Source organism: Collinsella tanakaei, assembly GCF_021531055.1.
GTDB classification, from domain to species: Bacteria; Actinomycetota; Coriobacteriia; order Coriobacteriales; family Coriobacteriaceae; genus Collinsella; species Collinsella tanakaei_B.
Map to the genome: position 1 here is coordinate 180,517 of NZ_JADYTL010000004.1, position 22,607 is coordinate 203,123.

Genomic DNA, 22,607 nt, shown 5'->3' on the forward strand with positions numbered 1-22,607 from the left:
TTATGAGACGGGTTCGGCGAGATGCTTAGCCCATGTTGGCAGCGATAAGCTCATCGATGGTGCCGTCCTCCTGGAGTGCCGCGATCGCCTCGTTGATGGCGGCGAGCAGGTCGGGGTTGTCCTTGGAGACCGCGATGGCGTACTCCTCGCCGGTGGCGGAGGAGTAGACGACGTGCTCGTCCGAGTAGGCGCCGGCGAGCATCTGCTCGACGACGGCGCTGTTGCCGCACACCGCGTCGGCTTGGCCGGCCTGGACGGCGGCGAAGGCGTCGGTGAAGTTGGGGAACGGCAGCTGCTCGGCGTTGGGGAAGAACTCGGCGGCGTGGTCGGCGCCGGTGGAGCCGCTCTGGACGGCGATGGTCACGTTCTCGGAGTTCAAGGCCTCGGTGGCGTTGTCCTCGGTGATGGCGGTGTTGTCGCTCATGACGGCGACGGCCTGGTTGTCGATATAGTAGGGCTCGGAGAAATCGACCTGGTCCTCGCGCTCCGGGGTGATGGAGATGCCCGACAGGCCGGCGTCAGCCTGGCCGCCCGCGACGATGGCGGGGACGATGCCGTCGAAGTCGATGTTGGTGTACTCGCACTCGAGGCCGAGGTAGTCGGCGATCGCGCGGCCAAGATCCATGTCGAGACCGACGTACTCGCCATCGACGAGGTTCTCGAACGGCGGGTAGTCGGGCGAAGTGGCAAACGTGAGCGTGCCGGCGGTCAGCAGGGTGAGCTCGCCGTCGGATGCGGGCTCGTCGGAGGCGGAACCGGCGCTACCGGCAGGGGCGCTGCCCGTGGTCGCGGACTCGTTGCCGCAGCCGGCAAGGCCGAACATGGCAGCGGCGGCACCGGCCGCCAGGGGGACGAACTGCCTACGGGTGATATTCATAAAAGAGCTCCTTCCACAGGGTGCTTCGTTGCGAATGTGGCACATCCTAATACTTGCTGATGTGCATGTGCAAGCGTAAATATGCACGCAACAGGATAGAAATATACATTCTGATACGGTAATGGGCGGATATGATTCAGTTTTTGAAAGGCGTTTGTTTGGGCGAGAGCGTCATCCAGGGTGTTCTTTTGACGGGATGCGCGCCGAAACTCGCAGGTCAGAGCTTACGCATGCGCACGATTTGGCGCGCCGGTGCCCGCGCCTGCGCCCGTACGCGGGGTGATTCATTTTTGATTATCTGTGGTTTTGTAACCAGAAATAATGCCGGGCCTCGTGTGTGCATATCTGTATACAGGCTGGGAGGAGGGGAGACTTGCCTGCGCCACGGTCCCGTCGCCGGTACGGGCCAATGCTTCCCCTTTGTTAAGAGTCGCAAGAACCCGTGCTTTTTGGTGGCGCTGCGCGGCATTTCCGGTATGCTAATGCAGCCGCGTTCCCTGGAGGGGCATTGCGGCCAAGCCCGAGATGCGCTGTCTACGCACGCTCGGGAATCTGTACGACGTCGCCCGTACCGGCACGGGGCGGCACAGATCAAAAGGAGGATTTCCGTGGCACACGACCACACGCAAAACCCCGCCGACATCCATTCCATGCATACCCGCACCTGCGGAGAGCTGCGCGCCGCCAACATCGGCGAGGAGGTTACGCTCACCGGTTGGGTCTCGCGTCGCCGCGATCACGGCGGCCTGATCTTCTGCGACCTGCGCGATCGCGAGGGTATCACCCAGTGCACGTTCGATCCCGAGCACGCCGCCGGCGAGGCCTTCCACATCGCCGAGACCATGCGCCCCGAGTGGCCGATCCTCGTGCACGGCACGGTTATCGCCCGCGATGACGACACGATCAACCCCAAGCTCCCGACCGGTGAGATCGAGGTTCTGACCGACCGCGTCGAGGTGCTCAACCGCTCCAAGACCCCGCCGTTCCAGATCGAGGACGGCATCGAGACGTCCGAGGACACCCGTCTGCGCTATCGCTACCTCGACCTGCGCCGTCCCGAGATGATGGCCAACATGAAGCTGCGCTCCGACTTCACGTTCGCGATCCGCACGGCGCTGCACGACCGCGCGTTCATGGAGGTCGAGACGCCGTCGCTGTTCAAGTCCACGCCGGAGGGCGCGCGCGACTTCATCGTTCCCTCCCGCCTGCAGCCCGGCAGCTTCTACGCCCTGCCGCAGTCCCCGCAGCTGCTGAAGCAGCTGCTCATGGTCGGCGGCGTGGAGCGCTACTACCAGGTCGCCAAGTGCTTCCGCGACGAGGACCTGCGCGCCGACCGCCAGCCCGAGTTCACGCAGGTGGACATCGAGATGAGCTTCGTGGAGCAGGACGACGTCATGGGCGCGCTCGAGGACGTGCTCGCCGACGCCTTCGCCCGTGTGGGCGTGGACATGCCCACGCCGCTGCGCCGCCTGTCCTACTGGGACGCCATGGATACCTACGGCTCCGACAAGCCCGATACGCGCTACGGCATGACGCTCGTCGACCTGACCGACGTGTTTAAGAACTCCAAGTTCAAGGTGTTCGCCGGCGCTGCCAACATGGAGGGCCAGGTCGTCAAGGCCATCAACGCCAAGGGTGCGGGCGCTTGGCCGCGCGCGCAGATCGACAAGCTCGCCAAGGTCGCCGAGACCTTCGGCGCCAAGGGCCTGGCGTGGATCGCCTTCCGCGAGGACGGCTCCATCAACAGCCCCATCGTCAAGTTCTTCGCCGACGAGGAGATGGACGAGCTGCGTCGTCGCTGCGATGTGGAGCCCGGCGACCTCGTGATGTTCGCCGCCGGCCCGCGTCTGGCCTCCGACGAAATCTTGGGCGGCATGCGCTCTCACATGGCCGACGCCCTGGGCATCGAGCGCACGGGCCACGACTTCCTGTGGGTCGTCGACTTCCCGCTGTTCCACTGGGACGACGAGGCCAAGCGCTACGAGGCCGAGCACCAGCCGTTCACCCTGCCGCACGTCGACCAGCTCGACCTGCTCGAGACCGACCCGCTTGCCATGGGTAGCTGCACCTACGACTTCGTCATGGACGGCTTCGAGGCCGGCGGTGGCGGCATGCGTATCCACAACTCCGAGCTGCAACTGCGCATGCTCGAGTTCATGGGCTTTTCCGAGGAGCGCGCCCGCGAGCAGTTTGGCTTCCTCATGGACGCCCTCGAGTTCGGCGCGCCCCCGATGGGCGGCTTCGCGCTCGGACTCGACCGCGTGTGCATGCTGCTCGCCGGTTCGGACTCCATCCGCGACGTCATGGCGTTCCCCAAGACCTCGAGCGGCTCCGATCTCATGTCCGCCGCGCCGAGCGAGGTCTCGATGGCCCAGCTCAAAGAGGTCGGTCTGCGCCTGATGTAGACTCCCCTCGACCTGATCGGCTTTCCCAGGCACCCGATCTTCGTCCTCAATCGTCGGTCGCCGCCCTTAAGGCGTGCTCCCTCCTCTTTCGGGCGAATCTCGGGCACCTGGAAAAGCCGCAAACGGCCGACTGGGGTGCCGTACCTTGCCGTTCAGACAAGAAGGTGCCAGGAACAAACTTGTCGCACCGTGAAGCCTCCGGGCCCCTTCGGGTCCGGAGGCTTATTCTTTGCGCTGCGTGCGCATGAAATCTCGTCAGACCTCATTACGCGCGCGCTGATGCTGTGACGTTGAGAGTGCGTTTCCCACGTGCGACTGAATGCTTTCAGTCCGATTACGAGGGCGTTACGGTATTACAAGCCGGTTCCGACCGCGTAAAACGACGCCCGCCCGCTCTCTTTCGCGCTTTTCGTTTCCTACCATTGCCATGTCCTGTTCCGTCGTCGGCGCCGCAGGTGGAACGGACATCTCGATATGCAAGTGCTTTAGGAGGCGATATATATGTTGGATTCCGGTTCGACCGCGTTCATGATGGTGAGCGCCATGCTCGTCCTGTTCATGACGCCGGGCCTCGCGTTTTTCTACGGTGGTCTGTCGCGGCGCAAGAACGTGGTCAACACCATGCTTATGAGCTTCGCCGTGATCGGCATCGTCGGCATTACGTGGGTGATTGCGGGATGGTCGATCGCCTATGGTGGCGACGGCTCCAATCCCGTGATCGGCGGACTCGATCAACTCGGCCTGTCGGGCACGGTGGCGGACATGCTCGCCGAGGCGGCGTCCACCGATGAAATCGCGTACCCTGCCGTGGTGGATATCGTGTTCCAGATGGCCTTCGCTCTCATCACCTGTGCGATCGTCACGGGATCCGTCGCGGGGCGCATGCGTTTCGGCGCGTTGGCCGCCTTCATCGCCGCTTGGTCGCTCGTGGTCTATGCGCCGCTCGCGCATATGGTATGGGGCGGCGACGGATCGCTGATCGGCGGTATCATCGGCGCGCTCGACTTCGCCGGCGGCGACGTGGTGCACATCAGCTCCGGACTCACCGGTCTTGTCTTGTGTATCGCACTCGGTGCGCGCAAGGGGTTTGGAATCAAGGCGTATCGTCCGCATAACGTTCCGTTCGTCGCGCTCGGTGCAGGACTGCTGTGGCTTGGCTGGTTCGGCTTCAACGGCGGCTCGGCGTTCGCCGCGGACGGCATCGCCGCCCTTGCGATTTTGAACACCGTCGTATCGAGTTCGGCGGGGCTTGCGTCCTGGATGATCGTGGAGCGCATCGCCACGGGCAAACCGACCCTCGTGGGAGCATGCACCGGTCTTGTGGCAGGCCTCGTCGTGGTGACGCCCTCGGCGGGTTTTGTCGAGCCATGGGCCGCCGTCGTCATGGGTCTTGTCGTCTCGCCCGCCTGTTATCTGGCGATTTCGCACCTGAAGGGCCGGTTTGGATACGATGACGCGCTCGATGCGTTTGGCTGCCATGGCATCGGCGGTATCTTGGGCGGCATTCTCACGGGCGTCTTCTGCGTGCCCGAGCTTTCGTGGACCGAATACGGCGGGTTGCTTTATACGGGCGATGCTTCGTTGCTGGTGAGCCAGCTGCTCGGTATCCTCGTGACCGCTGTACTGGTCCTTGCGGCGGATGCGGTGCTTGTCGTCATCGTCCGAGCGATGTTCGGCGGACGGCTTCGCGTCACGGACGCCGAGGAGGCGCTCGGTTTGGACGTCGCCGCTCACGGAGAGAGCGCGTACCCCGCCTACACCGGTCTGGACATCTGATGTCCGGTTCGATCTATCGAGTGGTGTAGTTGAACAGGAGGGATTTCAATGAAACAGGTTACCGCTATCGTGCGACCGGAGGTGCTTGAGCCCCTGAAGGACGCGCTCACCGAGGCCGGCGTATCCGGTATGACGATCTTCGAGGTGCAGGGTTGCGGCCACCAGCACGGATGGAAGGAATACGTGCGCGGCTCCGAGGTACTGCTCACGATGGTGCCCAAGGTCGAGGTGATGCTCGTGGTGGATGATGACGAGGTCGATCCGCTCATCGACTGCATCTGCACGGTCGCGCGCACCGGAGAGGTGGGCGACGGCAAGATCTTCATCACTCCCGTCGACAGCGTGGTGCGCATCCGTACCGGCGAGCGCGGTCGCGCGGCGCTGTAAGCGGATCGTTGCCGCATGGGCCAGCGTTTCCCGCGGGAAATAAGGCCAGACGATATTTCACGCCTTACAGCCTCCGGGTTCCTCTGGACCCGGGGGCTTTTTCCGTGCGGCGCGTGAAATCACGTCAGACGCGGTTCCACACGCAGGACGGGGGCGGGCGATTTGTTCAGCTATGAAGGTTTGGACAGCGGTCGTCGGGATGTCGGACGCGGCGCGCAGCGCTGTTCGCGCGTTTCTTTTTGCCGGGCTGAGGGGCGAGTGCGTTTGTCGGATGTTCGCGCTCTCCCGCTACACGAGCTTTTGCCCGGCGTAGATGGACCGATTCCCATTGACGAGATAGCCTGCGGCGCACACGACGAAAAACGCCGGCAGGTTGGCGAATCCGAACACCTCGCCACCGATGAGGATGGGGGCGAGCAGCGTGTTGGTGGCGCTGCCGAACACCGCGGCATACCCCAGTGCGGCGACGAGCTCGACCGGCAAGCCGAGCACCCCGGCGAGCACGACGCCCAGGCTCGCGCCGATGGAAAACAGGGGCGTCACCTCGCCGCCCTGGAATCCGGCGGCGAGCGTCACCACGGTGAGGGCGAACTTGCAGGCCCAGTCCCAGACGAAGATGCCGGCGCCACCGTCGCCAGCAAGGGCGGCGGAGATGAGGCTGGTGCCCAGGCCCGCGTAGCGCCCTTGCCACAGGGCAAGCAGGACGATCGAGAGCATGACGCCGATGATGGCGATGCGGACAAGCGGGTTCTCGATACGTGAAGCCTGGCGCTTGGCGGCGGCAAGGCACCAGGCGAACGCGCCGCCCACCAGCCCGAAGATGACGCCGGCGACAGCGAGCTGCGCCAGTGAAGTGGGCGTGATGGCGAGCACGTCGGCAATCGGCACCTCGAACTTCTCGAGTCCGAGGGCGCCCGAGGTCATACTCGCGGCGAACGATGCGGTGAGCGAGCAGGCGAGCGCGCGGTATTCGAGCCTCCCGGCGACAAGCACTTCGAGCGCGAAGACGCAGGCGGCAAGCGGCGTGCGGAATAGTCCGGCGAATCCCGCCGCCATGCCGCAGACCAAAAACGCGTTGCCCGCGTCGCGGATGGACAGCTTGCGGCCGACCCAATGCGACAACGTCGCGCCGATCTGCACCGCCACGCCCTCGCGTCCCGCACTGCCGCCGAACAGGTGGGTGAGCCAGGTGCCGCCCATGATGAGGGGGACAAGGCGCAAGGGGATCTCAGGCTCCGCGCCATGGCCGACGTCGAACACAAGGCCCATGCCGCGTCCCGTGTTCTTGCCAAATCGTCGGTACGCCCATGCGATAACGATGCCCGCCAGTGCCAAAAAGGGGATGAGCTGCCACGGATGCGTATCGCGGAAATCGGTGATGGCGAGCAGCACACGGCCGAACAGCGCGCAGATGGCGCCCACGGCGATACCGATGGGGATACCGCAGATAGCCAGCACTGCGATGGCTTGATATTCGGATGCGGCACGGGTGGTGCGTTCGTTCACGGTGACCTCCAAAAAAAGAGACTCCTACCCCAGGTCCGGCGGCTGCCGGGGGTAGAAGTCATCAGCCTAAGGGCGGTTTAGGTGCTCGGGCGCCTGTTTTGGCGCCGGCCCAACGGAGAACATCATTCCGCGGGTCCATGATAGCAGATGGGCAGTTGGGGCACGGTGCCATGTTCGTTTCGCTTGCATAGGACCGAGCGTCCCGCACCTGACAAGTTTGTACCTGGCACCTTCTTGTCGGGCACCGTCTTGTCGCAAACCCGTCCGGCGCGGGACGCACCTTGGTATTACTTGCTCACGACATACGGGGAGCTGGAGGAGTCCGGCTGAGAGGAAGCCCGCGGGCCCGCGCTCGCACCGCTTCGACCCTGAACCTGATCCGGGTAATGCCGGCGTAGGGACGCGCGCATGCGCCAGATCGAGCCCCTACGATGACGAGGGGCTTTTTCGTGCCCCGGAAGGGATGTGCCATGGAGGCAAGCGTAGCGATCCAGGTGCTGCCGCAGAACACCGCGAGCGACGAGGAGACCTGCCGCATCGTGGACGAGGTCATCGCCTATATCCGATCCAAGTTCCCCGACGCGTACGTGGGGCCGTTCGAGACCGCCATCGAGGGCGACTACGACCTGTGCATGGAGGTGCTCGCCGAGGTGAACCGCATCGTGATCCGCGCGGGTGCGGACAAGGTCGCCACCTACGCCAAGATCTTCTACGCGCCCGAGCGCGGCCTTATGACCACCGAGCAGAAGGTCGGCAAGTACCATGAGCACGAGGCGTAGCGAGACCTCCGCGCCTGCGCTGCAGAAGCTCGCCGCCCCGGTGACGGTCGTGGCGCTCGTGGCGATTTGGCAGCTCGTGTGCTCCGTGGGGATCGTCCCCTCGTTTCTGCTGCCGAGCCCGGTGGCGGTCGTCCAAGCGCTCATCGGCGACTGGCAGCTGCTCGCCGGCCACGCCGCGACCTCGCTCGCCGAGGCCGCCCTCGGCCTTGCCGCGGGTATCGCGCTCGGCTTTGCCGCCGCGGTCGCCATGGACCGCTTCGAGCTCGTCTACCGCGCGTTCTACCCGCTTGTGGTGCTCACGCAGACCATCCCGACGGTCGCCATCGCGCCGCTGCTCGTCCTGTGGTTCGGCTACGGCATGCTGCCCAAGGTCGTGCTCATCGTCGTGGCGACGTTCTTTCCCATCACGGTCGGCCTGCTTGACGGCTTCCGCTCCGTCGACCCGGACGTGATCGACCTCATGCGCTCCATGGGAGCGAGCCGCACGCAGGTCATGCGCCATGCCAAGCTGCCGGCGTCGCTCGGGCACTTCTTCTCGGGCCTCAAGATTTCGGCTGCCTACGCCATCGTGGGCGCCGTGATCGCCGAGTGGCTGGGCGGCTTCTCGGGCCTGGGCGTCTACATGACGCGCGTGTGCAGCGCCTACGCCTTCGACAAGATGTTCGCCGTGATCATCCTCATCTCGGCGCTGTCGCTCGTGCTCATGTGGGCCGTGGGCGCGCTGCGGCGCCGCCTGATGCCGTGGGAGCGCAGCGGCGACTGACCCGACGACTTCATGTGGGAAAAAAGGGACAGTCCCTATTTTCCCATCACGTAAGGAGAACGATATGCATCGCATCCAGACCATCGACCAGATCATCGCCCGCCGCGCCGTCTCGCGCCGCGGATTCGTCCGCGCCGGCCTTGCGGGTGCCGCCGCTCTCGGCGCCGCCGCGCTCGCCGGTTGCTCGGGCGGGCAGCCGTCCGGTTCCGCGGGCGGCGCCGGCGCATCGGCTTCGGGCTCGGGCCTGAAGAAGATCACCTTCGCCCTCGACTGGACGCCCAACACCAACCACACCGGCGTGTACGTGGCCGCCGCGAACGGCTACTACAAGGACGCCGGCCTCGAGGCCGAGATCGTGCAGGCGCCCGAGAACGGCGCGGACGCGCTCGTCGCCACGGGTGACGCGCAGTTCGGCGTGAGCTTCCAGGACACCATGGCGAGTTACGTCTCGGGTGACAGCGTGCTGCCCGTGAGCGCCGTTGCCTCCATCATCCAGCACAACACCTCGGGCATCATCAGCCGTGCCGAGAAGGGCATCACGCATCCCGCCGCGATGATGGACCATACCTACGCCACGTGGGAGGGTCCCATCGAGCAGGGCGTCATCCGTCGCTGCGTCGAGGCGGACGGCGGCGACTTTTCCCGCGTGCAGATGATCCCCTCAACCGTGACCGATGAGGTGACGGCGCTGCAGACCGACCAGGTCGATACCATCTGGATCTACTGGGCGTGGGCGGGCGTGAAGTGCGAGCTCGCGGGTCTCGACACCAATTACTTCGCGTTTGCCGACATCGACCCGGTCTTTGACTTCTACACCCCGGTCGTCATCGCCAACAACGACCTGATCGCCGACGATCCCGATACCGTGCAGGCGTTTGTGGACGCGACCCGTCGCGGCTACGAGGACTGCATCGCCGACCCGGATGCCGCCGCCAAGGCACTGCTCGATGCCGCGCCCGAGCTCGACGGCGAGCTTGTGCGCGCGAGCCAGGAGTACCTCGCCGATCAGTACCAGGCCGATGCCGCGCAATGGGGTGTCATCGATCAGGACCGTTGGGACGCGTTCTTCGCGTGGGTGAGCGAGCAGGGCTTCGCGCCGACCATCGAGGCGGGCGCGGGCCTCGACACCCAGTTCATCCGGTAACGTGGGAAAAAGGGGACAGGCACTTTTTTCGCAGAGGGAGGCAGTGTGGCACAGCTTGAGGTAGAGCGCGTGAGCGTGGCGTTCGACGGGGTTCAGGTGCTCGACGACGTGAGCCTGACGGTGGCGTCGGGGCACATCGCCTGTCTACTGGGGCCGTCCGGCTGCGGTAAGACGACGCTGTTCCACGTGGTCGCCGGGTTGTCGCTGCCCGACGCGGGGCACGTGGTCCTCGACGGGCGCGAGATCACCGGCGAGCCCGGACAGCTCGCCTACATGCTGCAAAAGGACCTGCTGCTGCCGGAGAAGACCATCGCGGACAACGTCGCGCTGCCGCTCGTGCTGCGCGGCGTGCCGCGGGAGCAGGCGCGCCCCCGGGCGCTCGAGCTGTTCGATACCTTCGGCCTTGCCGGCACGGCCGATCGCTGGCCCTCCGAGCTTTCGGGCGGCATGCGCCAGCGCGCCGCGCTGTTGCGCAGCTACCTGTTCAGCCAGGAGTTCATGCTGCTCGACGAGCCGTTTTCGGCGCTCGACGCCTTTACCAAGGCCGATATGCACGCATGGTTTCTGGACGTGGCCGAGCGCTTCGGGACCACGGCGCTCGTGGTGACCCACGACGTCGACGAGGCGCTCGAGCTCGCCGACGAGATCTTCGTCATGCGCGGCGCCCCGCAGGCGGGCGACCCGACGCGGATCGTCGGCACGGAGCGCATCTCGTGCCCGCGCGCCGAGCGCTCCGGATTCTCGCTGACCGAGGAGTTTTTGGAGCACAAGCGCCGCGTGCTCGCCCTGCTCGGGTAGGGGGCGCCCCGGCGTCGTGTCGGCGGTGACGGTACGTCTGACGTATTTTCACATGGGGCTTGCCGCCGAGGCAGGTCCAAGCATGTGAATTTACGTCAGACGCTGTTCACAAAATGCCACCGCGGCGGTCACAAATGTACACCGCGGGTAACTTTTTTGAACGAGCTGCCCGATTCCCCTTCACAAAGAGTTAGCCGTGTGTTAGTTTACCTATCGAAACATAGACATGGCTAACTCTGCAACGTGCACGCGCTATCCATGCCCATGTGAGGACCGAGCGATGAGAGGAGGCGAGTGGAACATGACGTCTTCGGTAACGATGCCCGCTATGCCGCTGTCCCTGCGGCGCGCCGGCGAGACCGCCACGGTGACCAAGATCCGTGGCGATGCCAGCATGAAGCATCACCTGGCGAACATCGGGTTCGTCGAGGGTTCGGAGGTCCATGTGGTCTCCGCGAGCGGCTCGAACATCATCGTGATGGTCAAGGGCGCCCGCTTCGGCCTGGATGCCAAGGTGGCGCAACGTATCATGACGGCGTGACGGTGCGGCATCCATGCCGCATAGCGTCGCGATTCGCCGTAAGGATCGAGAAAGGGGGAAGGTCATGAAGACACTGGGAGATGTCGCGGTGGGGGATAGCTCCACCGTCGTCAAGCTGCACGGCACCGGTGCGCTGCGTCGGCACCTGATGGACCTCGGGCTCATCAAGGGTACGCAGTTCAAGGTCGTGAAGGTCGCGCCGCTGGGCGATCCCGTCCAGATTTCCGTGCGCGGCTACGAGCTCTCCATCCGCAAGGAGGAGGCGGCCATCGTCGAGGTACAGTAACGCCTCCGACGGCATATCATGCAGGTAGAGTTAGCTATTTCTAACACCATGCGGAATGGGTTGAACGGAACACGTCCCCAACCAACCCATCGCGGTAGGGCCGACTCAGCAGCTTACCCAAGTTTCAAAGCCTCAAGGAAGAAGGAATACATGGCGGCTTCACAGCTCCGCGTCGCGTTGGCGGGCAACCCCAACTGCGGCAAGACAACACTTTTCAACCTGATCACCGGGCAAAACGGCTACGTCGGCAACTGGCCGGGCGTGACGGTGGAAAAGAAGGAGGCGACGCTGCTCGCCGACAAGAGCGTGCGCATCACCGACCTGCCCGGCATCTACTCGCTTTCCCCCTACAGCCCCGAGGAGCGGGTCTCGCGCGATTACCTCATGAGCGGCGAGCCCGACGTCGTGATCCAGGTCATCGACGCCACGAACCTCGAGCGCAACCTGTACCTGGCGCTGCAGGTCGTCGAATGCGGCCTGCCCGTCGTGGTCGCGCTCAACATGGCCGACCTCGTCGAGAAGAACGGTGACAAGATCGACACCGCCGCACTCTCCCGCAGCCTCGGCTGCCCGGTCGTGATGATCTCGGCGCTGCGCAACACCGGCGTCGACGAGCTCATCGCGCAGGCCAAGCGCGCTGCGGCGACCAAGGGCAACGTGCCGGAGCATCGCTTCGACTCGGCGATCGAGGACGTCCTCACCAAGATCGAGGACCTGCTGCCCGCTTCGGTTCCGGCGAACAAGCGCCGCTACTGGGCGGTCAAGCTCTTCGAGCGCGACGAGGCCGCGGCGCACGCCGTCAACCTCACGAAGGACCACGCCGCCCAGGTCGAGCAGCTCATCGCGCAGTGCGAGGCCGATTGCGACGACGATGCGGAGTCCATCATCACCGGCGAGCGCTACGCGGTGATCGCGCATATGATCGACGAGTGCCTCAAGAAGGCCCCGGCGCGCATGAGCACCTCCGAGAAGATCGACCGTATCGTCACGAACCGTATCCTCGGCCTGCCGATCTTCATCGCCATCATGTGGGCCGTCTACTCGATCGCCACCGGCGCGGACGCCTTCGGCACCGCCGGCACCGACTGGGTGAACGACAACCTGTTCGGCGAGGGCTTCGAGCTGTTCGGCATGGCGTTCCCGTCCATCCCCGGTGCCATCGAGGGCTGGTTGGTCGCCGCCGGCGCGAGCGATCTCGTGCAGAGTCTCGTGCTCAACGGCATCGTTGCCGGCGTGGGCGCGGTACTGGGCTTCATCCCGCAGATGTTCGTCCTGTTCGTGCTGCTGTCGTTCCTCGAGGACTGCGGCTACATGGCCCGCGTCGCCTTCGTGATGGACCGCGTGTTCCGCCGCTTCGGCCTGTCCGGCAAGTCCTTCATCCCCATGCTCGTGTCCACGGGCTGCGGCGTGCCCGGTGTGCTCGCCACCAAGACCATCGAGAACGAGAAGGACCGCCGCATGACGGTCATGACCACGACGTTCATCCCCTGCGGCGCCAAGCTTCCCATCATCGCGCTGCTCATGGGCGCCATGGTGGGCGACGCCGAGGCGAGTTGGATCTCCCCGCTGTTCTACTTCCTGGGCGTCATCGCGGTCATCGCCTCGGGCATCATGCTCAAGAAGACGAAGCTCTTCGCCGGCCGTCCCACGCCGTTCGTGATGGAGCTCCCGAGCTACCACTTCCCGTCGATCCGCTCGTGGTGGCTGCATATCTGGGAGCGCGTCTCGGCCTATATCAAGAAGGCGTTCACGATCATCTTCGCCTCCACCGTCGTGGTGTGGTTCCTCACGAACTTCGGCGTGTACGAGGGCGCGTTCGGCTTTTTGCCCGCCATGGAAGGCATCCCCGAGGAGTTCACCGACTACTCCGTGCTCGCCATGGTCGGCGGTGCCATCGCCTTCATCTTCGCGCCGCTCGGCTTTGACAGCTGGCAGGCGACGGCCATGTCCATCACCGGCCTCGTGGCTAAGGAGAACGTCGTCGCGACCGCGAGCTCGCTTTTGCACATCGCCGACGGCACCGAGACCGACCCGAACCTGTGGGTCGCCTTTGCCGGCATGTTCCCGAGCATGGGCGCCATCGCCGCGTTCGGCGCGTTCAACCTGCTGTGTGCCCCCTGCTTTGCGGCCATGGGCACCATCCGCGCTCAGATGAACTCCGGCAAGTGGACGGCGATCGCGATCGGGTACGAGTGCGCGTTCGCGTGGGTCGTGGGCCTGATGATCAACCAGTTCTATCTGCTGGCGACCGGCGTCTTCAGCGTGTGGACCGTCGTGGCCATCGCATTCGCCGCCGCGATCGTGTTCCAGCTCGTGCGCCCGATGCCCAAGTGGGCATGGGAGGACGACCACGAGCATGTGCCCGCTGGAGTCACCGCGTAAGTAGATTCGGCTTTCATCTTGTCTCCCCTCTGATGCGCCGCCTGCGAGCCCGTGCCCGCAGGCGGCGCGTTTTTCGTTGGGAAGCTGCCGTCCTCGCCGCTTCCACGGTTTCCCCCATGGGGTTGTTTCATGTACAGGCTCGAAACTGAGACAAACCCATGGGAACAAATCGTGTGTTGCCCGTCTGTTCATGGCGACGTATGCGGAAATAGGGTAAAGTTCTATTAAGCTAACACTAGGGAGGAACCATGTCCCTCATCGATATCGTCATCCTTGTCGTGATCGCCGTGGCGTTCGTGGCGGTATGTGTTCGTATCAAACGGAAGGGGAGCTGCGCCGACTGCGCTGCCGGCGGTACCTGCTCCGGGCACTGCGGCCCTCGTCGACAAAAGAGCTGTCCGGCCTGCAAGGGCATCGACAAGGTCGCCGAGGAGCTGGGACGCGGCGTCAAGTAGTCTCGGGCATGGAATCGGGCGGAGGTGAAATCGCGTCGGACGTGATTTCACCTCTTGCGCAGGCTCTTACATGCAAAAGTGCCCGATGTGATTCCACGCCTTTCACGCAGGAGGTCGGATGCGGCACCGTGAAATCCTGCGGAAACATAGATGTGTGACAATGGGCGCTTGAATTCGTCTCGACCGTTCGATCGATTCGGGAAGGTGCCCTATGGATAAGCAACAGAACATCGATTTCGTCCTCCGCACCGTCGAGGAGCGCGACATCCGCTTCGTGCGCCTGTGGTTCGTCGACGTGCTCGGTCGCCTCAAGAGCTTCGCCATCAGTCCCGAGGATCTCGAGGTCGCCTTCGAGGAGGGCATCGGCTTCGACGGCTCGTCCATCGAGGGCTTCGCCGCCCCCGAGGAGGCCGACATGCTCGCCTTCCCGGACCCCTCCACCTTCCAGGTCCTGCCGTGGCGCCCGTCGAGTGACGGCGTGGCGCGCATCTTCTGCGACGTGTGCACGCCGGACCGAAAGCCGTTCGACGGCGATCCGCGCTATTGCCTGCGCCGCATGTTCCACAAGGCCGAGGAGGCCGGCTACCTCATGAACGTCGGCACGGAGCTGGAGTTCTACTACTTCCCGGACGAGCATACGCCCGAGCCGCTCGACCGTGTGGGGTACTTCGATCTGCTCCCGGCCGATTCGGCGCGCGACGTGCGTCGCAACACCGTGCTCACGCTCGAGAAGATGAGCGTGCCGGTGGAGTACACGTTCCACTCCTCGGGTCCCTCGCAGCACGGCATCTCGCTGCGCCACGCCGAGGCGCTCACGATGTCCGACGCGATCATGACCGCCAAGCACATCATCCGCCTGGAGGCCTTCGACGCGGGTATCCACGCGTCGTTCATGCCCAAGCCCATCGCGGGCGAGGCGTCTTCGGCGATGTTTTTGCATCAGTCGCTGTTCGACTACGACGGCAACAACGTGTTCTACGGCGAGGACGACCCGGTCTACCACCTCTCGCCGATCGCCAAGAGCTACATGGCGGGCATTCTCATGCACGCGGGCGAGATCTCAGCCATCACGAACCCCACGGTGAACTCGTACAAGCGCCTCGTCACGGGCAAGAACAGCTCGCCGACGCCCACGCACGCCACGTGGGGCCTGCGCAATCGCGCCGCGATGATCCGCATCCCCATCTACAAGCCGGGCAAACAGCTCTCGACCCGCGTCGAGCTGCGCAGCCCCGACCCCATGGCCAACCCGTACCTCGCGTGCGCGGTGACGCTCGCCGCGGGCCTCGACGGAATCAAACGCGGTCTGCGCCTTCCCGCCGAGACCGAGCTCAAGGACGCCGGCCTCACCGATCTGGAGCTGCGCGAGCTCGGTTGCTCGCCGCTGCCGCGCAACCTCGAGGAGGCGCTCGACCTGTTCGAGAACTCCCTGCTCATGAAGGATGCGCTCGGCGAGCACATCCACAGCTTCTTCCTCAAGAAGAAGCGCAAGGAGTGGGAGAAGTACATCTCGACCGTCACCGAGTGGGAGCTCAACCAGTACCTCGCGAGCTCCTAAGATCGCGCCGCCGTGCCCGGCGCCCGCACCTCCGCGCGGGCGTCGACGCGTTGCGGATTCGGTGCCGAGCCGGGTCGCGACGGGCGGAAAGGCACGAGGTACCTGCTATGATGGTTTCAGCGAGAGGGTGGTGACATGTCCGAGAAGAACGTTTTGTATATGGCGCGCACGACGCGGTACTACGATTTCGCGAGCACGTTGACGTCGACCATGGGCGTCGAGGTGAACGCCGCCACTCCCGATTCCCCGACCGCCGCACGCGATTTCGACCTGCTCATCCTGGATGCCGACGGCATCCGCAACGACCGCATCGAGCAGATCGCCAAGTGGCTGGACGATCGGGGCAACATCCCCATGCTCGTCATCGTGGACGACGATGGCCTGTCCGGTCTCCATATGCCCTCGCGTTCCCGTAGCGACTTCATCTGCTCGGGCGCCAGCGAGATCGAGCTCGAGGTCCGCGCCCGTCGCCTGATGGGCGAGGAGGACGCGTTTTCCGTCGACGACGTGCTGCGCGTGGACAACATGACCATCAACCTCGCCACCTACCAGGTCTATCTGGACGACCAGCCCGTCGACCTGACGCTCATGGAGTACTCGCTGCTCTCGTTTTTGGCCATGCACCCCAACCGCGCCTACAGCCGCGAGGTGCTGCTGCATCGCGTGTGGGGCTTCGAGTATTGCGGCGGCACGCGCACGGTCGACGTGCACATCCGTCGCATCCGCTCCAAGGTCGGCCCGCAGATCGCGGCGCACATCACCACCGTGCGCGGCGTCGGCTACCTGTTCAAGGGCTAGAGACGCTATCCCCGCTGGGAAAAAAGTGCCTGTCCCCATTTTCCCTTGGGAAAATGGGGACAGGCACTTTTTTCCCACCTGCACCGTCGGACCTGTGAGGATTCTTGCATTTCGCTTAACATAGGGTCGTCGATATATCACCTGCGCTTCGGTTCGGGTACAACCGTTTCAGCCCATACCGATCTGTGTACGGTTCTGGAAAGGACGATACGATATGAACGAGAACACGCCCCAGCGCCCTGAGGGGCAAAGCGACGGCAGCGGCGCCCAGCCGCGGGTTCAGGTCGAACCCACGCCGGTGGCCCCTCAGCAGCCGATGCCGACCCAGCAGATGCCCGGCGCGTCCGCCGCGCCCGGGAGCGCCGGTGCGCAGCACGCCGCGTCGGGGTCCCATACCGCCTCGCCGGCGCCGGCCGTCGAGACCATGAGCCGCACGGTCGTCAAGACCAAGACCAAAAAGCTCCCGGTCTTCTTGAGCTCGCTTGCCGGCCTTGCCGTGGGCGCGGTGCTGGTGATCGCGCTCGTGATGACGGGCGCGCTCGACATCGATCGCGGGGGCGGCAACGTGACCGCCGTCACGCCGTCCGCAGGCACGCAGACCATCGAGATCGACGCCGAGGACACGACGCTTGCCGAGGCGGTGTCGGCCAAGGCCCTGCCGTCGGTCGTCTCCATCACCACCGAGATCCAAGACACCTCGGGCATGATGGGTGCCTCTGAGGGCTCCTCGGGCAGCATCGGCTCCGGCGTGATTCTGGACAAAGACGGCAACATCCTCACCAACTACCACGTGGTCCAGGGCGCGACGGGAATCGTCGTCACGCTCGATGACGGCTCGAGCTACGAGGCCGAGCTCGTGGGCTCCGACGAGTCGAGCGACCTTGCGGTCATCCGCCTCAAGGATGCCGACCCCAACGCGCTGACCCCCATCGAGGTCGGCGACTCCGACGACCTGTCCGTCGGCGAGTGGGTCATGGCGATCGGCAGCCCCTTCGGCAACGAGCAGTCCGTGTCGACCGGCATCGTGAGCGCCCTGTATCGCTCGACGGCCATGGCGTCCGCGAGCGGCACGACCATCTACGCCAACATGATCCAGACGGACGCGGCGATCAACCCCGGTAACTCCGGCGGCGCGCTCGTCAACGCCAGCGGCGAGCTCGTGGGTATCAACTCGATCATCGAGAGCTACTCGGGCTCCAGTTCGGGCGTGGGCTTCGCCATCCCGGTGAACTACGCCATCGACATCGCCAACCAGATCATCGCCGGCGAGACCCCCGTCCATCCGTATCTGGGCATCTCGCTCACCACGGTGAACGCCCTGAACGCCCGTCAGAACAACCTGTCGGTCGAGTCCGGTGCATACGTCAACGAGGTCACCGAGGGTGGCCCGGCGGCCGAGGCCGGCATCGAGGCGGGCGACATCATCACCGCGCTCGGCGGCGAGGAGGTCACCTCGGCCGACGGCCTGATCATCGCGCTGCGCGAGCACGCGGTGGGCGACAAGGTGGTGCTCACGGTCGTGCGCGGCGACAAGCAGCTCGACGTGGAGGCCACGCTCGGCTCCGACGAGGCGCTGCAGGAGGAGCAGGACAGCTCGACCGACCAGCCCGGCAACGAGCTCTCCGACGAGCAGCTGCGCGAGCTGCTCGAGGAACTGCTCGGCCAGGGCCAGGGCTACGGGTACGACGGCTACGGCTACGGCGGCTGGTAAGGCGCCGTGCGGCCGGCGTCCAGCCGGCACGTGGCATGAACGATCTCGTATGAAGGGCGGGGCGGTCGATGGGCCGTTCCGCCCTTCATCATGTGAGCCTTGGCTGGGGAGCTGGCGAAGCGATGGGCCTCCTTTATCAGGGCGGGGCGGGGTCTCGTCGGCGTGGTACCCTATACAGCGGATGAACGAGGCGAAAGGAACTTCCATGGAGCAGCAGAGCCTGTTTGGAGACGGTACGCTTGAGATGCCGCAGGTCGAAGGTGGTACGTCTGCCGATAAGACGGCCGATGCCCGCACACAGGCGGCCGAGCGCGCCGCCGAGCTGCGCCACCTGCTCGACTATCACGCCTATCGCTACTACGCGCTCGATGCGCCCGAGATCACCGACGCCGCCTTCGACAAGCTGCTCGTCGAGTTGCAGCAGATCGAGGCCGCCTATCCCGAGCTCGTGACGTCCGATTCCTACACGCAGCGCGTGGGCGGTTTCGTGTCCGAGCAGTTCGCTCCTGTCACGCACATGGCGCGCATGTACTCGATGGATGACGCCATGAACCTCGAGGAGCTCGACGAGTGGCTGCAGCGCACCGAGGACGCCCTCGGCGCGGGCAACGCCACCTACACCTGCGAGCTCAAGATCGACGGTCTGGGCGTGGCGCTCACCTACCAGGGCGGCGCGTTCGTGCGCGCGGCGACGCGCGGTGACGGCACGACGGGGGAGGACGTGTCGCTCAACGTCCGCACCATCCGTGACGTGCCCATGCACCTGTCCGAGGCGGCCCTGGCGCACATGGGTGCCGACCGGCAGACGCCCATCGAGGTGCGCGGCGAGGTCTACATGCCCAAGGGCAGCTTCATGCGCCTGAACGAGGAGGCCGACGCCGAGGGTCGCGCCCCCTTCGCCAACCCGCGCAACGCCGCCGCCGGCAGCTTGCGTCAAAAGGACCCCAAGGTCACCGCCCGCCGCGACCTGGCGACCTTCCTGTACGCTGTGGCCGATACCACGCCGTTGCACGTCGACTCCCAGCACGAGTTCCTCGCGTGGCTGCGCGACGCGGGCTTTTCGGTGAACCCCAACGTCGCCCGCTGCGCCTCGCCCGCCGAGGTCCATGCGTTTTGCGCCGACGCCCTCGCGCATCGCGGCGACCTCGACTACGACATCGACGGCGTGGTCGTGAAGGTCGACAGCTTTTCCCAGCAAGATGAGCTGGGTTTCACGGCGCGCGCGCCGCGCTGGGCCATCGCCTTCAAGTTCCCGCCCGAGGAGAAGACCACCGTGCTGCGCGAGATCCGCATCCAGGTGGGGCGCACCGGCGTGCTCACGCCGGTGGCAGAGTTCGACCCGGTGACGGTGGCGGGTTCCACCATCGCGCGCGCGACCCTGCACAACGAGGACGAGGTGCACCGCAAGGATGTGCGCGAGGGCGACACCATCGTCGTGCACAAGGCGGGCGACGTGATCCCCGAGGTCGTGGGCCCGGTGCTGGACAAACGGCCCGAGGGTGCCGTCGAGTGGCACATGCCCGCGACCTGCCCGGCGTGCGGTGCGCCCGTGGTGCACGAGGACGGCGAGGTGGCCTACCGCTGTGTGTCGATCGACTGCCCCGCCCAGCTCAAGGAGCGCCTGCTGCATTGGGTGAGCCGCGGCTGCATGGACGTCGACGGCGTGGGCGAGGAGCTCGTGGACAAGATGATCGACGCGGGCCTGCTGCACGACGTCGCCGACTTCTACAATCTGACGGTCGACGATATCGCCGCGCTCGACACCGGCCGTACCTACCTCAAGGACGACAAGCGTCGCGGCGTGCGTGCGGGCGACCCCATCCCCGTGGGTGCGACCATCGCCACCAAGGTGGTCGACGAGCTGACGCGCTCCAAGTCCCAGCCGCTCGGGCGCGTGCTGTTCGCGCTCGGCATCCGGCACGTGGGCAAGTCGGTGGGCGAGCTCATCGCGCAGCACTTCCTCACCATCGACGCGATCGTGCTGGCGAGTGAGGAGGAGATCGCCGCCATCGACGGCATCGGGCCCAAGATCGCCCAGAGCGTCAAGCAGTTCCTGTCGGTGCCCGAGAACCTCGCCGTGCTCGATCGTCTGCGTACCGCCGGCCTGACGCTCGAGGAGGACCTGTCGGGGGCCGCCGGGCGTGCAGCCGCCGAGACGGGCGTGGCGGCCGACCTCGTCGAGGCCCAGCCGCTCGCCGGGCTCACCTTCGTGCTTACCGGCACGCTCGTCAACCGCACGCGCGACGAGGCGGGCGCCGCCCTGAAGGCGCTCGGTGCCAAGGTGACCGGGTCGGTGTCTAAAAAGACGAGCTACGTGGTCGCCGGTCCCAAGGCGGGCTCCAAGCTCACCAAGGCCGAGGCTCTCGGCGTGCCCGTGCTGGATGAGGACGACCTCGAGCGCATCCTCACCACCGGCAGCGTGGAGGAATAACGTACGCGTGCCTCGCATGTAAAATCACCCCAGGGGTTTTGTTGCACGGCGGACGATCAAATCGTCCGCCGTGCAACAAAACCCCTGGGGTGATTTTACATGCGAGGCGCCTTCACGCGGGGGCGCAGTTCATTCCACGTGCGTCATCTGCTCTTTCAGACATTACGTTCACCTTACATAACCCTGCTCGTGCGCTTACAGATAGCCCGAGCGTTCCCCTATAGCCTGTAAGTCTGCACCTTTTTTATCTGCGACCCCGAAACTGCCGGATGTTCTTGCGCATCCTGTCGGCAGAGAGGAAGGCCATGGGATCGAGTGAGGACCTCGGCGCGCGAGTGTGCGCCGTCAAGGGAGATGCGCGTAAAGCCGACGAGCTCGTGCGCGACTACCTGCCGTTCATAACGTCGGAGACCGCCAAGTTCATGGCGCGGCGTCCTGTTGCCGGTGTCGACGACGAGCTCGGCATCGCGATGTTCGCGTTCCATGAGGCGACGCAGGTGTACGACCGGCAGCGCGGGGCGTTTCTGCCCTTGGCGGCCCGCATGATCCGCAATCGGCTGATCGACTACCGACGTCGCGAGGCGCGTCACGCGCGGGTGGTGTCACTCGATGCGCCCCGCTTCGAGCAGGATGACGAAGACGGCGGGACGCTGCTCGATCAGGTGGACACCGGCCGCGACGAGATCGGCGAACGTCATGCGCGTGAAGCCACCCGCAGCGAGATCGAGGAGTTCACCCGTCTGCTCGCATCGTTCGACGTCAAGTTGACGGACGTCGCCGACAACTGCCCCAAGCAGGGGCGGACGCTCGCCGCGTGTCGGCGCGCCCTGACGTATGCCCGCGAGCATCGCGAGGTGCTCGATCGGCTCGAGCAGACCGGTAAGCTGCCGATCGCCGCCCTAGCGGAAGGCAGCGGGGTCGAGCGCAAGACGCTCGAGCGCCATCGGCGATATCTGGTGGCGCTGTTGCTGGCGTACACGAACGGTTTCGAGATCATCCGTGGTCACCTCCGCAAGCTCGATGCATATCAAGAGGACGGTGCACGATGAGGTATCTGGTGATGGAATGCGCGGCGAGCTACGCCGTCGTGCTCGATCGGGAAGGGTGCTTCCACAAGGTGCCCAACCTGGGATATGCCGTTGGCGATGTCCTGGATGAGGTGTATCTCTTCGACGCGCCGGCCGATCCGGTCGATGTCGCCGGGCCCGCCCGTCGTCGACAGTTCCGGCTCGTCCGGTGGCTTGCCGCGGCAGCTTGCTTCGTCGCGTTGGCGATAGGGGGTCTCGCGGTTTGGCAGACGCCGATCGGCGTCGTCCGCATGCAGATCAACCCCGAGGTGATCATGGACGTCAATCGCTTCGACCGCGTGGTGGGCATCACGGGGATCAATGATGATGGCGTCGAGCTCATCGAAGGTTACCGAGCCTACGGTAAGGACATAGAGACCGTGACGGGCGAGCTTGCGGATCGTTCGCGCGAGCAGCGCTATCTCAATCCGGGCGACACGATCGTGATCGAGGTCGACTCCGACGATGATGCGTGGACTTCCGACGTCGAAGGACGGATCGTCGACAGACTTGAGAAATACGTGGGTGGCGACGTGATCGTCATCACCGCGCACGATGCTGCGCAGGCTGCGGCGCGGCGCGAGGCCCGGGAGGAAGATGACCGTCGCGTCAGCGAGCAGACGGAAGGGGGCGCGTCCGCGGAATATGGCGAGGATGATGACCCGTCGCCTTTCGCCTCGGTTGCCGATGACGGGTCGGCGCGAGCCCCGTCGACGTCCGAGGAGCCGACCACAGTGGCGCCTCTTCCCCCGTCCGACGACGATGATGACGACTATGATGACGATGATGACGACGATGATGATGGCGATGACGATGATGACGACGATGATGATGGCGATGACGACGATGATGACGACGATGACGACTGATCTTACTCGCGTGGGGACTGCAGGCCGTTCACTGGGTTTTTGAGGGCCGATTCGACCGGTTCGAAAAATCCGTC

At 65.1% G+C, this 22,607-nt stretch carries 19 protein-coding genes and 1 riboswitch; of the genes, 17 read left to right on the top strand and 2 right to left on the bottom strand.

Features of this window, described 5'->3' with window-relative positions; translation table 11 throughout:
* Nucleotides 1–25: 25 nt before the first annotated feature.
* Entirely contained in the window at nucleotides 26–877 is an 852-nt protein-coding gene (locus I6E04_RS05465; RefSeq protein ID WP_235422186.1) for an ABC transporter substrate-binding protein, read from the bottom strand.
* A 650-nt stretch (nucleotides 878–1,527) separates the two neighbouring features.
* Between I6E04_RS05465 and aspS the strand changes: the two genes are divergently transcribed.
* The 3 genes from aspS (at nucleotide 1,528) to I6E04_RS05480 (ending at nucleotide 5,445) form a co-directional block, all read left to right on the top strand.
* Complete coding sequence (gene aspS / locus I6E04_RS05470) at nucleotides 1,528–3,282, top strand: aspartate--tRNA ligase (protein WP_235422228.1); 1,755 nt, start codon at nucleotides 1,528–1,530, stop codon at nucleotides 3,280–3,282.
* A 501-nt stretch (nucleotides 3,283–3,783) separates the two neighbouring features.
* A complete protein-coding gene (locus tag I6E04_RS05475) occupies nucleotides 3,784–5,058 on the top strand; it encodes an ammonium transporter (protein ID WP_235422188.1) in 1,275 nt (424 codons plus the stop codon).
* 48 nt (nucleotides 5,059–5,106) lie between these two features.
* Nucleotides 5,107–5,445, top strand: a complete 339-nt coding sequence (locus I6E04_RS05480) for a P-II family nitrogen regulator (RefSeq protein ID WP_235422190.1) — start codon at nucleotides 5,107–5,109, stop codon at nucleotides 5,443–5,445.
* A 288-nt stretch (nucleotides 5,446–5,733) separates the two neighbouring features.
* Here I6E04_RS05480 and I6E04_RS05485 read toward each other — a convergent pair whose 3' ends face one another.
* Nucleotides 5,734–6,951 (bottom strand): chloride channel protein, encoded by a 1,218-nt coding sequence (locus I6E04_RS05485; protein WP_235422191.1) that lies wholly within the window; start codon nucleotides 6,949–6,951, stop codon nucleotides 5,734–5,736.
* Between the two features lie 45 nt (nucleotides 6,952–6,996).
* Nucleotides 6,997–7,090: riboswitch (Fluoride riboswitch) on the bottom strand.
* 331 nt (nucleotides 7,091–7,421) lie between these two features.
* Between I6E04_RS05485 and I6E04_RS05490 the strand changes: the two genes are divergently transcribed.
* From I6E04_RS05490 to I6E04_RS05555, 14 genes are all read left to right on the top strand, one after another.
* Nucleotides 7,422–7,730, top strand: a complete 309-nt coding sequence (locus I6E04_RS05490) for a thiamine-binding protein (RefSeq protein WP_235422192.1) — start codon at nucleotides 7,422–7,424, stop codon at nucleotides 7,728–7,730.
* Nucleotides 7,714–8,493 carry an ABC transporter permease gene (locus I6E04_RS05495; RefSeq protein WP_235422193.1) on the top strand — a complete coding sequence of 260 codons (780 nt, stop codon included), beginning with the start codon at nucleotides 7,714–7,716 and terminating at the stop codon, nucleotides 8,491–8,493. Before I6E04_RS05490 ends, I6E04_RS05495 begins: the two co-directional genes overlap by 17 nt.
* A 64-nt stretch (nucleotides 8,494–8,557) precedes the next feature.
* On the top strand, nucleotides 8,558–9,637 hold the full coding sequence (locus I6E04_RS05500) for an ABC transporter substrate-binding protein (RefSeq protein WP_235422194.1): 1,080 nt from the start codon (nucleotides 8,558–8,560) through the stop codon (nucleotides 9,635–9,637).
* Nucleotides 9,638–9,682: 45 nt separating this feature from the next.
* Nucleotides 9,683–10,435: an ABC transporter ATP-binding protein gene (locus I6E04_RS05505; protein ID WP_235422195.1), complete on the top strand. Its 753-nt coding sequence runs from the start codon at nucleotides 9,683–9,685 to the stop codon at nucleotides 10,433–10,435.
* 301 nt (nucleotides 10,436–10,736) lie between these two features.
* Nucleotides 10,737–10,976, top strand: a complete 240-nt coding sequence (locus I6E04_RS05510; RefSeq protein WP_235422196.1) for a FeoA family protein — start codon at nucleotides 10,737–10,739, stop codon at nucleotides 10,974–10,976.
* Between the two features lie 64 nt (nucleotides 10,977–11,040).
* A complete protein-coding gene (locus I6E04_RS05515) occupies nucleotides 11,041–11,262 on the top strand; it encodes a FeoA family protein (protein ID WP_235422197.1) in 222 nt (73 codons plus the stop codon).
* Nucleotides 11,263–11,412: 150 nt separating this feature from the next.
* Nucleotides 11,413–13,644 (top strand): ferrous iron transport protein B, encoded by a 2,232-nt coding sequence (gene feoB / locus I6E04_RS05520; RefSeq protein WP_235422198.1) that lies wholly within the window; start codon nucleotides 11,413–11,415, stop codon nucleotides 13,642–13,644.
* A gap of 248 nt (nucleotides 13,645–13,892) precedes the next feature.
* Nucleotides 13,893–14,099, top strand: coding sequence for a hypothetical protein (locus I6E04_RS05525; RefSeq protein ID WP_235422199.1), 207 nt, complete (start codon nucleotides 13,893–13,895; stop codon nucleotides 14,097–14,099).
* 211 nt (nucleotides 14,100–14,310) lie between these two features.
* A complete protein-coding gene (locus tag I6E04_RS05530; RefSeq protein ID WP_235422200.1) occupies nucleotides 14,311–15,657 on the top strand; it encodes a glutamine synthetase family protein in 1,347 nt (448 codons plus the stop codon).
* A 135-nt stretch (nucleotides 15,658–15,792) separates the two neighbouring features.
* Nucleotides 15,793–16,455 carry a response regulator transcription factor gene (locus I6E04_RS05535; protein WP_235422201.1) on the top strand — a complete coding sequence of 221 codons (663 nt, stop codon included), beginning with the start codon at nucleotides 15,793–15,795 and terminating at the stop codon, nucleotides 16,453–16,455.
* A gap of 214 nt (nucleotides 16,456–16,669) precedes the next feature.
* Complete coding sequence (locus I6E04_RS05540) at nucleotides 16,670–18,166, top strand: S1C family serine protease (RefSeq protein WP_235422202.1); 1,497 nt, start codon at nucleotides 16,670–16,672, stop codon at nucleotides 18,164–18,166.
* 205 nt (nucleotides 18,167–18,371) lie between these two features.
* Nucleotides 18,372–20,597 carry an NAD-dependent DNA ligase LigA gene (gene ligA, locus I6E04_RS05545; protein WP_419179991.1) on the top strand — a complete coding sequence of 742 codons (2,226 nt, stop codon included), beginning with the start codon at nucleotides 18,372–18,374 and terminating at the stop codon, nucleotides 20,595–20,597.
* Nucleotides 20,598–20,902: 305 nt separating this feature from the next.
* Nucleotides 20,903–21,646, top strand: coding sequence for a sigma factor (locus I6E04_RS05550; RefSeq protein ID WP_235422203.1), 744 nt, complete (start codon nucleotides 20,903–20,905; stop codon nucleotides 21,644–21,646).
* On the top strand, nucleotides 21,643–22,533 hold the full coding sequence (locus I6E04_RS05555) for an anti-sigma-I factor RsgI family protein (RefSeq protein ID WP_235422204.1): 891 nt from the start codon (nucleotides 21,643–21,645) through the stop codon (nucleotides 22,531–22,533). Before I6E04_RS05550 ends, I6E04_RS05555 begins: the two co-directional genes overlap by 4 nt.
* Nucleotides 22,534–22,607: the final 74 nt, after the last annotated feature.

Excerpts from the sequence above, each read along its gene's own strand:
- I6E04_RS05465 (WP_235422186.1), bottom strand. The coding sequence starts at position 877 with ATGAATATCACCCGTAGGCAGTTCGTCCCCCTGGCGGCCGGTGCCGCC.
- aspS (WP_235422228.1), top strand. The coding sequence starts at position 1,528 with ATGCATACCCGCACCTGCGGAGAGCTGCGCGCCGCCAACATCGGCGAG.
- I6E04_RS05475 (WP_235422188.1), top strand. The coding sequence starts at position 3,784 with ATGTTGGATTCCGGTTCGACCGCGTTCATGATGGTGAGCGCCATGCTC.
- I6E04_RS05480 (WP_235422190.1), top strand. The coding sequence starts at position 5,107 with ATGAAACAGGTTACCGCTATCGTGCGACCGGAGGTGCTTGAGCCCCTG.
- I6E04_RS05490 (WP_235422192.1), top strand. The coding sequence starts at position 7,422 with ATGGAGGCAAGCGTAGCGATCCAGGTGCTGCCGCAGAACACCGCGAGC.
- I6E04_RS05495 (WP_235422193.1), top strand. The coding sequence starts at position 7,714 with ATGAGCACGAGGCGTAGCGAGACCTCCGCGCCTGCGCTGCAGAAGCTC.
- I6E04_RS05500 (WP_235422194.1), top strand. The coding sequence starts at position 8,558 with ATGCATCGCATCCAGACCATCGACCAGATCATCGCCCGCCGCGCCGTC.
- I6E04_RS05510 (WP_235422196.1), top strand. The coding sequence starts at position 10,737 with ATGACGTCTTCGGTAACGATGCCCGCTATGCCGCTGTCCCTGCGGCGC.
- I6E04_RS05515 (WP_235422197.1), top strand. The coding sequence starts at position 11,041 with ATGAAGACACTGGGAGATGTCGCGGTGGGGGATAGCTCCACCGTCGTC.
- feoB (WP_235422198.1), top strand. The coding sequence starts at position 11,413 with ATGGCGGCTTCACAGCTCCGCGTCGCGTTGGCGGGCAACCCCAACTGC.
- I6E04_RS05525 (WP_235422199.1), top strand. The coding sequence starts at position 13,893 with ATGTCCCTCATCGATATCGTCATCCTTGTCGTGATCGCCGTGGCGTTC.
- I6E04_RS05530 (WP_235422200.1), top strand. The coding sequence starts at position 14,311 with ATGGATAAGCAACAGAACATCGATTTCGTCCTCCGCACCGTCGAGGAG.
- I6E04_RS05535 (WP_235422201.1), top strand. The coding sequence starts at position 15,793 with ATGTCCGAGAAGAACGTTTTGTATATGGCGCGCACGACGCGGTACTAC.
- I6E04_RS05540 (WP_235422202.1), top strand. The coding sequence starts at position 16,670 with ATGAACGAGAACACGCCCCAGCGCCCTGAGGGGCAAAGCGACGGCAGC.
- ligA (WP_419179991.1), top strand. The coding sequence starts at position 18,372 with ATGGAGCAGCAGAGCCTGTTTGGAGACGGTACGCTTGAGATGCCGCAG.
- I6E04_RS05550 (WP_235422203.1), top strand. The coding sequence starts at position 20,903 with ATGGGATCGAGTGAGGACCTCGGCGCGCGAGTGTGCGCCGTCAAGGGA.
- I6E04_RS05555 (WP_235422204.1), top strand. The coding sequence starts at position 21,643 with ATGAGGTATCTGGTGATGGAATGCGCGGCGAGCTACGCCGTCGTGCTC.